At 68.2% G+C, this 14,187-nt stretch carries 10 protein-coding genes; 9 read left to right on the top strand and 1 reads right to left on the bottom strand.

From position 1 onward, the window contains the following. Positions 1-165: 165 nt before the first annotated feature. Complete coding sequence (locus GQ674_RS16435; protein ID WP_159497928.1) at positions 166-2,169, top strand: LTA synthase family protein; 2,004 nt, start codon at positions 166-168, stop codon at positions 2,167-2,169. A 240-nt stretch (positions 2,170-2,409) separates the two neighbouring features. Here GQ674_RS16435 and GQ674_RS16430 read toward each other — a convergent pair whose 3' ends face one another. Further along, a complete protein-coding gene (locus GQ674_RS16430; protein WP_159497927.1) occupies positions 2,410-3,348 on the bottom strand; it encodes a carbohydrate kinase family protein in 939 nt (312 codons plus the stop codon). A 285-nt stretch (positions 3,349-3,633) separates the two neighbouring features. On the opposite strand from GQ674_RS16430, the gene GQ674_RS16425 reads away from it, so the two are divergent. The 8 genes from GQ674_RS16425 (at position 3,634) to GQ674_RS16390 (ending at position 14,123) form a co-directional block, all read left to right on the top strand. Continuing rightward, the gene (locus GQ674_RS16425; RefSeq protein ID WP_038686189.1) at positions 3,634-4,680 is read left to right on the top strand and encodes a rod shape-determining protein; all 1,047 of its coding nucleotides are present in this window, start codon (positions 3,634-3,636) and stop codon (positions 4,678-4,680) included. A gap of 129 nt (positions 4,681-4,809) precedes the next feature. Beyond that, entirely contained in the window at positions 4,810-6,006 is a 1,197-nt protein-coding gene (gene mreC, locus GQ674_RS16420) for a rod shape-determining protein MreC (RefSeq protein ID WP_159497926.1), read from the top strand. After that, positions 6,003-6,488: a rod shape-determining protein MreD gene (gene mreD / locus GQ674_RS16415; protein ID WP_128097599.1), complete on the top strand. Its 486-nt coding sequence runs from the start codon at positions 6,003-6,005 to the stop codon at positions 6,486-6,488. Before mreC ends, mreD begins: the two co-directional genes overlap by 4 nt. A 1-nt stretch (position 6,489) precedes the next feature. Then, positions 6,490-8,553: a penicillin-binding protein 2 gene (mrdA, locus tag GQ674_RS16410; RefSeq protein ID WP_159497925.1), complete on the top strand. Its 2,064-nt coding sequence runs from the start codon at positions 6,490-6,492 to the stop codon at positions 8,551-8,553. After that, a complete protein-coding gene (gene rodA, locus GQ674_RS16405; protein WP_159497924.1) occupies positions 8,550-9,662 on the top strand; it encodes a rod shape-determining protein RodA in 1,113 nt (370 codons plus the stop codon). The genes mrdA and rodA (GQ674_RS16405) overlap by 4 nt, the downstream gene beginning before the upstream one ends. Positions 9,663-9,866: 204 nt before the next feature. Beyond that, positions 9,867-10,997 (top strand): rod shape-determining protein RodA, encoded by a 1,131-nt coding sequence (gene rodA / locus GQ674_RS16400; protein ID WP_159497923.1) that lies wholly within the window; start codon positions 9,867-9,869, stop codon positions 10,995-10,997. 757 nt (positions 10,998-11,754) lie between these two features. Beyond that, positions 11,755-12,900: a lytic murein transglycosylase B gene (gene mltB / locus GQ674_RS16395; protein WP_159497922.1), complete on the top strand. Its 1,146-nt coding sequence runs from the start codon at positions 11,755-11,757 to the stop codon at positions 12,898-12,900. Further along, positions 12,897-14,123 carry a septal ring lytic transglycosylase RlpA family protein gene (locus tag GQ674_RS16390; protein WP_159497921.1) on the top strand — a complete coding sequence of 409 codons (1,227 nt, stop codon included), beginning with the start codon at positions 12,897-12,899 and terminating at the stop codon, positions 14,121-14,123. Before mltB ends, GQ674_RS16390 begins: the two co-directional genes overlap by 4 nt. Positions 14,124-14,187: the final 64 nt, after the last annotated feature.

The raw sequence follows: 14,187 nt of genomic DNA, 5'->3' as shown, positions 1-14,187 counted from the left end.
CGCCGCCGACCGGAGCGGCCTGATCCAGGCAGCGATAGGCGTAGAACCGTGGCGGCGGCAGGTGCGCTGCGCTGGCGGGTGTGTGTCGGTTAACACGTGGTCAGGTGTGGCCCGCTGCCAGGGATGGGCACGGGCTGTTCGTCGTTCCCTTTCTGGATTCCTTTCATGCTCCGAGCTGTATGGGTGTCGCTGTACCGGCGTCTGTCTCCGATTGCCGCCTTCTTTCTGTTCGGCCTGGTGGTCCTGTCGGTGTCCCGGCTGGGGCTGGCGCTGTGGCATGCCTCCCGGGTCAGCGCCGCCGACGGCTGGGCCACGGTGTTCCTGCAGGGAATACGGGTGGATGTCTCCACGCTCTGCCTGCTCCATGGCATTCCTGCGGTGCTGGCGCTGCTGCTGCCGGTGGACGGGCGGCTGGGCCGCGCCTGGCGCCACCTGCTGCGCGGCTGGCTGATCGTGGCGAGCGTGCTGCTGGTGTTCATGGAGCTGGCCACGCCCAGCTTCATGGCCGAATACGGGCTGCGCCCGAACCGCCTGTTCCTGGAATACCTGATCTATCCCGAGGAAGTCGGGATGACCCTGCTGCGCGGGCACCTGCTGGCCGTGGTGATCGAGGTGACGGCGGTGATCGTGCTGTTCTGGGTGTTGCTGCGCGGCTCGCGCCGCTGGGTACTGCCTGCGCCGACGGTCCCGGTCGAGGCCGGCTGGCTATGGCGGCTGCCGTTGGCGCTGCTGGTGCTGCTGCTGGCCGCCATGGGCGTGCGCTCGAGCCTGGGGCATCGCCCCCTGAACCCGGCGCTTGTGGCGTTCTCCACTGACCCCACCGTCAACGCGCTGCCGCTGAACTCGCTGTACACCGTCGGCTTTGCCGCGCGGCAGCTGGCAACCCGCAGCGAAACCTCGCGCGTGTATGGCGACATGCCGCTGGCCGAGGTGCTCAGCGAACTGCGCGCCACCAGTGGCCTGCCGGCATCGGCGTACGTGTCCGATGACCTGCCGAGCCTGGCCGTGCGGCCGCCGGTGCACGCGGGCACGCCGCGCAACCTGGTGATCGTGCTGGAAGAAAGCCTGGGGGCGCAGTTCATCGGCAGCCTGGGGGGACGGCCGCTGTCGCCCAACTACGACCGCTTGAGCACGCAGGGCTGGGCGTTCGAGCGGCTGTATGCGACCGGCACGCGCTCGGTGCGCGGGATCGAGGCGGTGCTGACCGGCTTCCCGCCCACCCCGGCCGAATCGGTGGTCAAGCTGCCCGCCTCCCGCGAGCGCTTCTTCACCCTGGCCGACGTGCTGGGCCGGCATGGCTACGACACCGGCTTCTACTACGGCGGCGAAAGCCATTTCGACAACATGCGCGAGTTCTTCCTCGCCAACGGCTTCACCCGCATCGTGGACCGCAAGGACTACCGCACGCCGGCGTTCGTCGGGTCGTGGGGGGCGTCGGACGAGGACCTGTTCGTCCGTGCCGACCAGCAGTTCCGCGAGTTGAATGCGCAGGGCAAGCCATTCTTCGGGCTGGTGTTCACCTCCAGCAACCACGATCCGTTCGAGTTCCCCGACGGCCGCATCGACCTGTACGAGCAGCCCAAGCAGACCCGCGACAATGCCGCCAAGTACGCCGACTACGCGCTGGGCGAATTCTTCCGCAAGGCGATGGCATCACCGTACTGGGAAAATACCGTGTTCCTGGTCGTGGCAGACCATGATTCGCGGGTGTTCGGCAAGGACATGGTGCCCATCGGCAACTTCCATATCCCCGGGTTGATCCTGGGCGGTGGCATCGCGCCCCGCCGGGACGCCCGCATCGTCAGCCAGATCGATCTGCCGCCGACGCTGTTGTCGCTGCTGGGCATTGCCGATCCCACGCCGCTGGTGGGGCAGGACCTGACCGACGCGCGCCGGCTGCAGCCTGGGCGCGCGCTGATGCAGTACGACCGCAACCTGGCGTGGATGGAGGGCAACGACGTGGCCATCCTGCAGCCGGACAAACCGGCACAGGGCTACCGCTACGACCCGGCCAGCGACCAGCTGCACCCGCAGCCGCTGAACCCGGCGCTGGCACGGCGCGCCCACGCCTATGCCATGTGGGGCACGCTGGCCTACGAAAAAGAGCTGTACCGGTTGCCGGAGAAGGCCAAGCCGACGCTTACGTCCACGCCTAGGCCCAAGCCTTGAGTCCGAGCCCGGAGTCCTGAGGCGGGCAGCGGGGCGGGGAGCCTGGGGATTGCTGCGCCGGAGCGGGCGCAGCTGCGCGTCCTGGTTTGGGCGTGATGCGCGCGTCCGGGGCCGCTTGGCAGCCGGCAGGCCCTCTCGCAAATGTCCCCGGCCGACGCCTGCGGCCACGACCTGATGCAGCGGTAGGTCACCACCGTTGGTGGTGACGCTGATCCACGGCGGTGTCTGATCGCAGCGCGATCAAACGTTCAGCGCGTAACCGAACTGCTGCTTGAACTGCTCGTTGAACTCTTCAAACGTGAAGCGCTGGTTCTGCGTGCCCGGGTGTTCCACCTTCAGCGCGCCCATCAGGTTGCCCATGCGACCGATGGTGAGCCAGTCGAAGCCCTTCTCGATGCCGTAGATCAGGCCGGCGCGGAACGCGTCGCCGCAGCCGGTCGGGTCCACCACGCGACGCTCGTGCGCCGGCGGGATGTCATAGGTCTTTTCCGGGGTGTGGATCACCGCGCCCTTCGGGCCACGGGTGGTGATGTAGGCCTTGACCCGGCTCACGATGGCCTTTTCGTCCCAGCCGGTGCGCTCCTGCAGCAGGTTGGACTCGTAGTCGTTGACCACCACGTAGTCGGCCTGCTCGATGAAGGTGCGCAGTTCCGGGCCGTTGAACAGCGGCATGGCCTGGCCCGGGTCGAAGATGAACGGCACGCCGCCCTCGAAGAACTCCTGCGAGTTCTGGATCATGCCCTCGCGCCCGTCCGGGCCGACCAGGCCCAGGGTCACGCCCGGCACGTCCTTCACGTGGTTCTCGTAGGACCGCATCATCGCGCCCGGGTGGAAGGCGGTGATCTGGTTGTTGTCGTGGTCGGTGGTGATGAACGCCTGGGGCGTGAACAGCTCGTCGATCACCTTGACCCGGGCCAGGTCGATGCCCAGGCCCTGGAAGTACTCGCGGTAGGGGCCGAAGTCCGAGCCCACGGTGCCCATCGGGATCGGGTCGCCGCCCAGCAGGTGCAGGTTGTAGGCGATGTTGCCTGCGCAACCGCCGAATTCACGTCGCATGCGCGGCACCAGGAACGACACGTTCAGGATGTGCACCTTGTCCGGCAGGATGTGATTCTTGAACTGGTCCGGGAACACCATGATGGTGTCGAAGGCAAGAGAACCACAGATCAAAGCGGACATCGATTAAGGCCTATGCGGGAAGGAGTTTGAGGCCCGCCAGGCGGGCAACGAAACGGCGCCTCGAGGCGCCCTGCGGCGCAAAGGTTAACGGGTGAGGCGGCTTTGGGCCAGAACCGGTGCTGTCCGACCCTGGCCAAATTCGGCTGAATGGCCGTGAAGGCTGGCTTTGCACCAGATTTGTCCTTGCTCGCGCACAGGGGGATTGCTAGGCTTGTCGACCTCGAATTCTGCCCATTTTTTCGCCATCCCGCGTTGGGCGCGACACCCCTCAGGATCAACTCCCAGATGTTCAAGAAACTGCGCGGCATGTTCTCCAATGACCTGTCCATCGACCTGGGCACGGCCAACACCCTCATCTATGTGCGTGGGCAGGGAATCGTGCTGAACGAGCCGTCCGTGGTCGCCGTGCGCCAGGACCGTGCCATCGGTGGTACCCGTTCCGTGGCTGCCGTAGGCGCCGAAGCCAAGCAGATGCTGGGCCGTACCCCGGGCCATATCACCACCATCCGCCCGATGAAGGACGGCGTCATCGCCGATTTCACCTACACCGAGGCGATGCTCAAGCACTTCATCAAGAAGGTGCACAAGTCGCGCTTCCTGCGCCCAAGCCCGCGCGTGCTGGTCTGCGTGCCGGCCGGCTCGACCCAGGTCGAGCGCCGCGCCATCAAGGAATCGGCCGAGGAGGCCGGTGCGCGTGACGTGTTCCTGATTGAAGAACCCATGGCCGCGGCGATCGGCGCCGGGATGCCGGTGACTGAAGCCCGTGGCTCGATGGTCATCGACATCGGCGGCGGCACCACCGAAGTGGCCGTGATCTCGCTGAACGGCATCGTCTATTCGGCCTCGGTACGCATCGGCGGCGACCGCTTCGACGAGTCCATCACCAACTACGTGCGCCGCAACCACGGCATGCTGATCGGTGAAGCCACCGCCGAGCGCATCAAGGTGGAGCTGGGCTGCGCCTACCCGCAGGCGGAAGTGATCGAGATGGAAATCTCCGGCCGCAACCTCGCCGAGGGCGTGCCGAAGATGATCAAGATCAACTCCAACGAAGTGCTGGAAGCCCTGCACGAGCCGCTGTCGGGCATCGTCAGCGCGGTCAAGCTGGCGCTGGAACAGACCCCGCCGGAACTGTGTGCCGACGTCGCCGAGCGCGGCATCGTGCTCACCGGCGGTGGCGCGCTGCTGCGCGACCTGGACCGCCTGATCTCCGAAGAAACCGGCCTGCACGTGCAGGTGGCCGATGACCCGCTGACCTGCGTGGCCCGCGGCGGTGGGCGTGCGCTGGAGCTGGTGGACATGCACGGCAACGAGTTCTTTGCGCCGGAGTAAGCCGTACCGGCTGTGCTCCCTGCACGCGCCCCTGCGGCGTGATGCCCGCTGCGTGCCTGCCACGCCGGGTATCGCAACGCCGGGGCGTTGTCGCATCCTTCTTTCGTTTTCCTCCAGTCGAAGCCAGTCGTGCCGCCCTACGCCGGTCCCCCCGTAGCCTCCCGCCAGGGCGACGCCGCCAGTCCACTGCGGCTGCTCGCTTACCTGGCCCTGGCCATCACCCTGATCGTGCTCGATGACCAGGCCGGCTGGCTGGCGCGCCTGCGCGCGCAGGCCAACGTGCTGGTGCAGCCGGTGTGGGCGCTGGCCGGGCTGCCCGGCAAGCTGGGCACCCAGGTCAAGGACAATGCCGCCAGCCATGGCCAGCTGGTGGAAGAGAACCGCGCGCTGCGCAACAAGCTGCTGATCGCCAACGCTCGCCTGACCCGGCTGCAGACCGCCGCGCTGGACAACGCGCAGCTGCGCGAGCTGCTCAACGTGGCCGAGCGCAGCGGGCTGGACGTGCAGCTGGCGCCGATCCTGGACATCGACCTGGATCCGGTCCGGCAGCGCCTGGTGCTGGCCGCCGGCAGTCGCGACGGCGTGCACCTTGGCCAGGCCGTGATCGATGCCGGTGGCCTGATGGGCCAGGTGATCGCCACCACCGGCAGCAATGCCACGGTGCTGCTGCTCACCGACCCGGACCACGCGGTACCGGTGACCGTGGCCCGCAACGGCGTGCGCCTGATCGTGTACGGCCGGGGCGACACCCTGGAGCTGCGCGACATTCCGCTCAGCGCGGGCGTGGAAGTGGGCGATGAGATCGTCACCTCCGGCCTGGGCGGGCGTTTCCCGGCCGGGTTCCCGGTGGGGAAGATCACCGCGCTGCGCCCCGATGATACCCACGCCTTCCTGGTCGGCGAACTGAAGCCCGCCGCCCAGCTCGACCGCGGCCGCGACGTCCTGCTGCTGCGCCCCGGCGCGGCGATTCGTGTGCCTGCGACGCACGAATTGCCTCAGCCAGATCCGTCTGAGACGAATCAGGCTGCCGGGGGGGCATCCCCCCTTAACCCCGCGCCGTCGGCGCGCCCCCTTGAACAACAAGGGGGCTCTGCCCCAGCCGACGCTGCCGTAGTGCCGGGCTCTGCCCGGCAGCCGCAACCGGTAGTGCCGGGCTCTGCCCGGCAGCCGCAACCGGTAGTGCCGGGCTCTGCCCGGCAGCCGCAACCGGTAGTGCCGGGCTCTGCCCGGCAGCCGCAACCGGTAGTGCCGGGCTCTGCCCGGCAGCCGCAGCCGGTAGCGCCGGGCTCCGCCCGGCAAGCCCCGCCCGTGGAGAATCGCGAATGAGCCGCCTGCGCGACAAACCGTGGGTGCTGCCGCTCAGCGTGGTGCTGGCGCTGCTGCTCGGCCTGCTGCCGCTGCCGGCGCTGCTGCAGCCGCTGCGGCCGTACTGGCTGGCGCTGGTGCTGGCCTACTGGGTGATCGAGGCCCCGGACCGGGTCGGGCTGGGCATCGCGTTCGCCAGCGGCGTGGTCGCCGACCTGCTGTACGGCGGGGTGCTGGGCGAACAGGCGCTGCGCCTGGTCATGCTCACCTTCATCCTGCAGCGCTTCCGCGCGCGCATCCGCTTCTTCCCGATGTCCCAGCAGATGCTCGCCATTGGCGGCTTGCTGTTCAACGACCGCATCGTCAGTTCGGTGGTGCACATCGTGGTGGGCGAACCGACCCTGCCGTGGTCGTACTGGTGGGCCCCGCTGCTGGGCATGGGCCTGTGGCCGCTGCTGTTCATCCTGCTCGACGCGGTCCGCTTCGGGCGTCGCGGGCGCTGACATGTACGTGCGCCGCCAGGCCAAGAATCCCCACGCCGAGGGCGAACAGTTCCGGCGTCGCGCCGCGCTGGGCTTCCTGGGCGTGCTGGTCTGCCTGCTGGGCTTGGGCGGCTGGTACTTCAAGCTGCAGGTGCTGGACCATGACATCTACGCCACGCGCTCGGAAGCCAACCGGATCAAGCCACGTCCGGTGGTGCCCGGCCGCGGCATGATCTACGACCGCAACGGGCGCCTGCTCGCCGAGAACGTGCCTGCGTTCCGGCTGGACATCACCCCGGACAAGGTCAAGGACATGGACGCCACCCTGGCCGGGCTGGCCAAGATCCTCGCGCTGAGTCCGGAGGACATCGAAACCTTCAACAAGTCGCGCAAGGCGCGCCGCAAGTTCCTGCCGGTCACGCTCAAGCTGCGGGTCACCGATGAGGAAATGGCGCGCTTCGCGGTGGACCGCTGGCGCTATCCCGGCGTGGAGCTGGAGCCCTACCTGACCCGTCGCTATCCCTATGGCGACCTGTTCGCGCACATCATCGGCTACGTGGGCCGGGTGGACGACAAGGACCTGGAGGTCCTGGGCGAGGGCAATGCCGCGCTGACCCATATCGGCAAGTCCGGCCTGGAGCGGTATTACGAGTCGCAGCTGCGCGGCAAGGTCGGCTATGAGCAGGTCGAGACCAACGTGCAGGGCCGCGCCATCCGCACCATCGGCCGGGTGGCCGCCCAATCCGGCAGCGACCTGCGGCTGTCCATCGACGCCGACCTGCAACGGGCGATGGTGGCCGCGTTCGGCGAGTTCGAAGGCGCGGCCGTGGCGATGGACCCGCGCACCGGCGAAGTGCTGGCGATGGTCAGCCTGCCGTCGTATGACCCGAACCTGTTCGTCAACGGCATCTCGCATGCCGATTTCCAGGCCCTCAACAGCAACCCGTCGCGGCCGCAGTTCAACCGGCTGGTGCTGGGCGGCGTGGCCCCTGGTTCGACGATCAAGCCGCTGATCGGCCTGGCCGGCCTGGACAGCGGCACGCGCAAGCCGGAAGACAAGATCCTGTCCACCGGCATGTTCTACCTGCCGGGCACCTCGCGCGGCTGGGGCGATGCCAACCGCGGCGGCCACGGCTGGACCGACCTGCGCAAGTCGATCACCCAGTCGGTGAACACGTATTACTACAAGCTGGCGCTGGACATGGGCATCGAGCGCTTCGACCAGTACATGGGCTACTACGGGTTCGGCGCGCCCACGGGCATCGATCTCACCGGCGAGATCGGCGGCATCCTGCCCTCGCCCCAGCACAAGTACAAAACGCGCAAGGAACGCTGGTACCCCGGCGACACGGTCAACGTGAGCATCGGCCAGGGCGACTGGAAAGTGACCCCGCTGCAGCTGGTGCATGGCGTGAGCGGCATCGGCAACGGCCAGCTGCGCACGCCACACCTGGTGATGCAGCAGCGTGCCGGCTTCGACGCCGACTGGACCGCGATGCCGGCCGGCGAGACCAAGCCGGTCAGTCCCAGCCCCGGCAACCTGCAGGCGGTGCGCGAAGGCATGATGGGGACGATGCGCCCGGGCGGCAGTGGCGCGCGCGCCGCGGCCGGCGCGCCGTACACCATTGCCGGCAAGACCGGTACGGCACAGGTGATCAGCCGCCGCGGTACCGCCGCAGTGAACCCCAAGAGCCTGCCCATGCACCTGCGCCACCGTTCGCTGTTCGTCGGCTTCGCGCCGGCCGAGAACCCGGTGATCGCCGTGGCGATCGCGGTCGAGGGCGGCGGTTACGGTGGCTCGGCGGCCGCGCCGATCGCGCGCAAGCTGTTCGATGCGTGGCTGCTGGGCAAGATGCCCGACGGGCTGGAGCCGCTGGACAGCGAGCGCGGCACGACGGCGATCGGCATCACCGGCTTCGAGAGCAGCGACAACAGCGCGCGTGCGGCCGGCGATGCGGCGGCGGCGGCGCTGGAGTCGCTGCCGGTCCAGGTCGGCCTGCCGGTAGCCCCGGTGCCATCGCCGGTGCCCGGCACACCGGTGCCTGCCGCCACGGCCCCGCCTACTGCGCCGGAGCGCTCACGATGAAGGTGTTCCTGCGTTGGGCGACCGACATGGTCGTGCGTTTCAGCAGTTCGCTGGACTGGGTGCTGTGCCTGGCGCTGGGGGCGCTGATGCTGATCGGGCTGGCGGTGCTGAAGAGCGCCGGCGGCGACGGGCTGGTGTTCGCCCAGGGCGCGCGTTTCGTGGTCGGGCTGGGGGCGATGTGGGCCATCTCGCGTGCTTCGATCCTGCGCATCCGCTCGGCCACGCCGCTGATCTATGCGATTTCGATGATCCCGCTGCTGGCGGTGTTCGTGCTGGGCACGGGCAAGTACGGGCGGCAGTGGCTGGATCTGAAGCTGTTTTACCTGCAGCCGGCCGAGCTGTTGAAGGTGAGCCTGCCGATGATGGTGGCCTGGTACCTGCACAAGATGCCGCTGCCGCCGCGTTTTTCCACGGTGATGGTGAGTGCGGTGATCATCGGGGTGCCGACCGGGCTGGTGATGCTGCAGCCGGACTTCGGGACCGGGGTGCTGATCGCGGCGAGCGGTGCGTTCGTGCTGCTGCTGGGCGGCCTGCCGTGGTGGTGGGTAGGGGTGGCGGTGGGCGGTGTGGCGGCAGCGGCGCCGGTGGCGTGGATCTGGCTGCTGCGTCCCTACCAGAAGGACCGGATCATGATGTTCCTGGACCCGGAGATGGACGCGCTGGGCGCGGGCTGGAACATCATCCAGTCCAAGATCGCGATCGGGTCGGGCGGGTTCGACGGGAAGGGCTGGGGCCAGGGGTCGCAGTCGCACCTGAACTTCATTCCCGAGCAGACGACGGACTTTGCGTTCTCGGTGCTGAGCGAGGAATTTGGCTGGATCGGCGTGGCCACGGTGCTGGTGCTGTATCTGGTGGTGATCGGGCGTTGCCTGTGGATCGCGTCGCAGTCGCGGGATTCGTATTCGCGCTTGTTGGCGGGCGCGACGGGATTGGCCTTCTTCGTCTACGTGCTGGTGAACGGCGGCATGATTTCCGGGCTGCTGCCGGTGGTGGGCGTGCCGATGCCGCTGATCAGCTACGGCGGCACGTCGGCGGTGTCGCTGCTGGCCGGCTTCGGGCTGGTGATGGCCGCACGCAGCCACCAGCCGGTGCACGGCGGCTACGGCTAGCCCGTAGCGCCGGGCTCTGCCCGGCTGCTCTTCTGTATTCGGCGACAACATGACCCACCGCACGCCAGCCGTAGGTTGGGCGTGACTCAGGTTGCCCAACGGACTGCATGCTAGGGTCGTCCGCTTGCGCCGGGCCGCTCGGGTCCGCTTTTTGTTGCCGTGTCGCCGTTTGCTGTGCGTCGCGCATTTCCAGGAGTCGCCCCTATGGTCGAACACCTGCAGCGCGTACGCGCCGCGTTTCATTTTTTCCTGCATTCGCTGGATCTTCCGCTGCTGGTCGCGTTGTGCCTGTTGATGCTGGCCAGCCTGGCGGTGTTGCACAGCGTGGAAGGGCCGGTGCAGGCGCAGGCCATGCGTTTTGCGGCGGGGCTGGCGGCGATGTGGGGGTTGTCGCGGCTGCCGGTGCTGCAATTGCGTGCGTGGTCGCCCTGGATCTATGCGGTGTCGCTGCTGCCGCTGCTGGCGGTGTATGTGGTGGGTACGGGGAAATACGGGCAGCGCTGGTTGAACCTGGGGGCGTTCTACCTGCAGCCGTCGGAACTGCTCAAGCTCAGTCTGCCGATGATGATGGCCTGGTATCTGCACCGGCAGACGCTACCGCCGCGGCCGAAGGTGGTGCTGGTGGCCGCGCTGTTGATCGGAGTGCCGGCGGTGTTGATCCTGCTGCAACCGAACCTGGGCACGGCCACGCTGGTGACGGCCAGTGGGATGTTCGCGCTGCTGTTGGCGGGTCTGCACTGGGGCTGGGTGGCGCTGGCGCTGGGCGGGGTGTCGGTTGCAGCACCGCTGGCGTGGTTCGGGCTGCTGCGGCAGTACCAGAAGGACCGTGTGCTGACGTTCCTGTACCCGGAGAACGATCCGCTCGGGACCGGCTGGAACATCATCCAGTCGCGCATCGCCATTGGCTCCGGTGGCATGCACGGCAAAGGCTGGGGGCAGGGCACCCAGGCCGCGCTGGATTTCCTGCCGGAGTACACCACCGATTTCGCGTTCTCGGTGCTGGCCGAGGAGTTCGGCTGGGTCGGGGTGCTGGCGGTACTGGGGCTGTTCCCGTTCGTCATCGCGCGCTGCCTGTGGATCGCGGCGGGCACGCGCTGCGGCTACGCCCGGCTGCTGGCCGGGACCACCGGTCTGGTGTTCTTCGTCTACGTGCTCGTCAACGGCGGGATGATCTCCGGCCTGCTGCCGGTGGTGGGGGTGCCGATGCCGCTGATCAGTTATGGCGGCACGTCGGCGGTGTCGCTGCTGGCCGGCTTCGGGCTGGTCATGGCGGTGCAGGGCAGAAAGCCCATCCACGGCCGGCAGCGCCACGGGCCACTGACGGCCGGCACCTGACGGTAAGGCCGGCCGCTGGCCGGCGGCTGCCACACCCGGCCGGAGGTAGAGCCGACCGTTGGTCGGCTGCACCAACACAGAAGCGCCCCCGGAGGTAGAGCCGACCGTTGGTCGGCCGCTCTGAACATTGTTCGGAAGGGATGGCCCAAAAACGTGGCGACCATTGCCGACGCACGGCACCCGCCCAGCGCACGCCATCCGCAGAATTGCGGAATGCGCGTCATCTGCTGTCGTGTTTGGTGCAGGTTTCGTCAAGAAAGTGGCGCAAAAGTGGGATGTGGCGCACACATATGACGTCGCTTGATCCTGATCAATGGACTTGTCGTAAACGGCCTGCACAATGGCGGCCCGTCAGCAGGGTGCAGTGAGCCAAGCGCTGCATCTGGGGAGCTTGACGGGGAGTAGTTGACCTTACGGGTACAAGGAGCGAGGCGCGCGCTGGGGAGTTGCGCGCCGCGCTGGTACCGACCTGGTCGGTTTGGCCGGTTGCGTCCATGGGGATGGGGGCGCAGCCGGCACGACCTTTTTGGCCATCGGCCTGCGCGATCCTATCGGGGTGTTCGGTTCCCCCGCAGCCGACGCGCGCGTTCAACCTCGACCGCCGCTGGCGCCAGGTGCTTCCCGGCTTTATCTGAATGGGGCTGCGATCACGGTCGAAATACACACGGGCTTAACGAGTCGGCGCTGGCTGACGCAATTCGTTGTGATTCATGGTCTTAGGGGTTTTAATTCATCCTTGACCTGCTAACCTGCCGCGATGATTCGACGCACTCTGGCCTGCATGCTTACGCTCGGTTTGGTCGCCTGCGCGACCCAACCGCCCTCTCCGTCACCGTCACCGCAGGCATCGGGTGCACCGAACAAGCCGGTGCCCGGGCAGAAGGGCCCGGCGGAAGCTGCGCCGGAGGCCGCTGCGGCCACCGCCGCGCCGGTCGACCTGACCCCGGTGCCGTTCGAGGTGGCCCGCGCCAACTTCGTGCGTGATACCGCCCAGCGCTACGGCATTCCGGCCGCGCAGATCGAAGCGACGCTGGCCCAGGCGCAGATCCGCGACCCGATCATCGCCGCGATGTCGCGTCCGGCCGAGCGGGTCAAACCGTGGAACGAGTACCGGCCGATGTTCATCAGCCAGTCGCGGATCGACGGCGGCCGCAAGTTCCTGGCCGAACACCGCGACGAACTCACCCGCGTACAGCAGCGCACGGGCGTGCCGGCCGAAGTGATCGTGGCCATCATCGGCGTTGAAACCAGCTATGGCCGCAATACCGGCAGTTACCGCGTGCTCGACGCGCTGTATACGCTGGCCTTCAAGTACCCGCGCAGCGGCGATCCGGCCAAGCTGGAGCGCGAAGTGCGCCGCGAACTGTATTTCCGCGATGAGCTGGCGCGCCTGTTCGCGCTGACCCGCGACGAGAAGCTGGACATCACTGCGATCAAGGGCAGCTACGCCGGTGCGATGGGCATGGGCCAGTTCATGCCGTCCAGCTACCAGGACTTCGCGGTGGACGGCAACGGCGATGGCCGCCGTGACCTGTTCAACAGCTACGACGACGTGTTCTCTTCGATCGCCAACTACTTCGTCAAGAAGGGCGGCTGGGTGCGCGGCGGCCCGGTGGCGGTACCGGCCACGCTGGCCGCGGGACGCGAGGAATTCAATCCCACCGACTGGGCGCCCACCTGGACCCTGTCCGCGTTGGCCCAGCGCGGTTACCAGCCCAGCGTGAGCGTGCCGGCCGGGCTCACCGCCACCCCGATCACGCTGGAAGGCAGCGCCGGCAAGCAGTACTGGCTGGGCTTCCAGAACTACTACGCAATCACCCGTTACAACCTCTCCAAGATGTACGCGATGGCCGTGTTCCAGTTGTCCCAGGCCATCGCCGGACAGGAGCTGCCCCCGGCATGAACGCACGCGCACGCTGCAGATGGCTGGTTCCCGGTCTGCTGATCCTGGCGCTTGCCGCCTGCAGCAGCGCGCCCAAGAAGCCGGCCAGCGCCGTTACCGCCAAGCCCGGCGGCACCCTGGTGCAGGGCAAGGGCAAGGGCGGACGCCCGGCCCATTGCCCGGACGGCTCGCCGTACAAGGCGGCCACCGAAGATCCCAGCACCCGCGGCGACTACCGCGCCGGCGGGCTGTACAAGCCGGGCGTCAACGACAGCACGCCCACCTATGTTCCGAACGTGGCCTGCATTCCCGAGCCGGACGTGGTCGACCTGCCGCGCTCGCCGGTGGGCAACAAATCGCCGTATGTCGTGCTGGGCAAGCAGTACCAGGTGCTGGACAAGACCAGCGGCTATGCCGAGAAGGGCACCGCCTCGTATTACGGCGCCAAGTTCCACGGCCGGCTGACCTCCAACCGCGAGGTGTACGACATGTACGCCTTCACCGCCGCGCACAAGACCCTGCCGCTGCCCAGCTTCGCCCGGGTGACCAACCTGGACAACGGCGAATCGGTGATCGTGCGGGTCAACGACCGCGGGCCGTTCCATGATGGCCGCGTGGTCGACCTGAGCTATGCCGCCGCCGTGCGCCTTGGCATCACCCAGCGCGGCACCGGCAACGTGGAAGTACGTGCGCTCAGCCCGGGCGACGACAACCTGCTGGCTGACAAGCCCTCGCGCCGCGAACGCCGTGCCGTGGCCGCCGCCAGCGTGGCCAGCGCCGCGCCGGCGCGCACGCCCAGCGACATGGACAAACTGGTGGGCCGGCTGCCGTCGCCGCCCTCGCCCAGCGCGGGCCGTCCGGCCGCCACCCAGGCCGCACAGATCGACGATGCCCCGGTCACGGTGAGCGCGCTGCCCGCCGCCCCGGTGGCCGTTGCCGCTGCCGCCCGCCCGGCGCCGCGCCCGGCACCGGCCGCCGCGCCTGTCCCGGCAAGTACCCTGCAACAGCAGGTGGGCAACGTGTTCCTGCAGGTGGCCAGCTTCGCCAGCCGCGACAACGCCACCCGCGCGCTGGGGCAGTTGTCCTCGGCCGGCATTGTCGGGGCCAGCATCAGCGACATCGTCAGCGGGGGCCGCACCCTGTGGCGCCTGCGGGTTCCGGCCGCCGACCACGCCAGTGCATCGGAACTTGCCGGCCGCATCGTGGGTCTGGGCTTTGGATCGCCGCAGATCGTGAAGGATTGACCGGCACGGCCGCCGCCGCCGGCCGCCACACGCCGCACCGTTGCATGGGCCTACAATGGCCCAC

The sequence above is a fragment of the Stenotrophomonas sp. 364 genome (assembly GCF_009832905.1).
Lineage (GTDB): Bacteria > Pseudomonadota > Gammaproteobacteria > Xanthomonadales > Xanthomonadaceae > Stenotrophomonas > Stenotrophomonas maltophilia_AP.
This window is presented reverse-complemented; position numbering and strand designations above follow the sequence as displayed.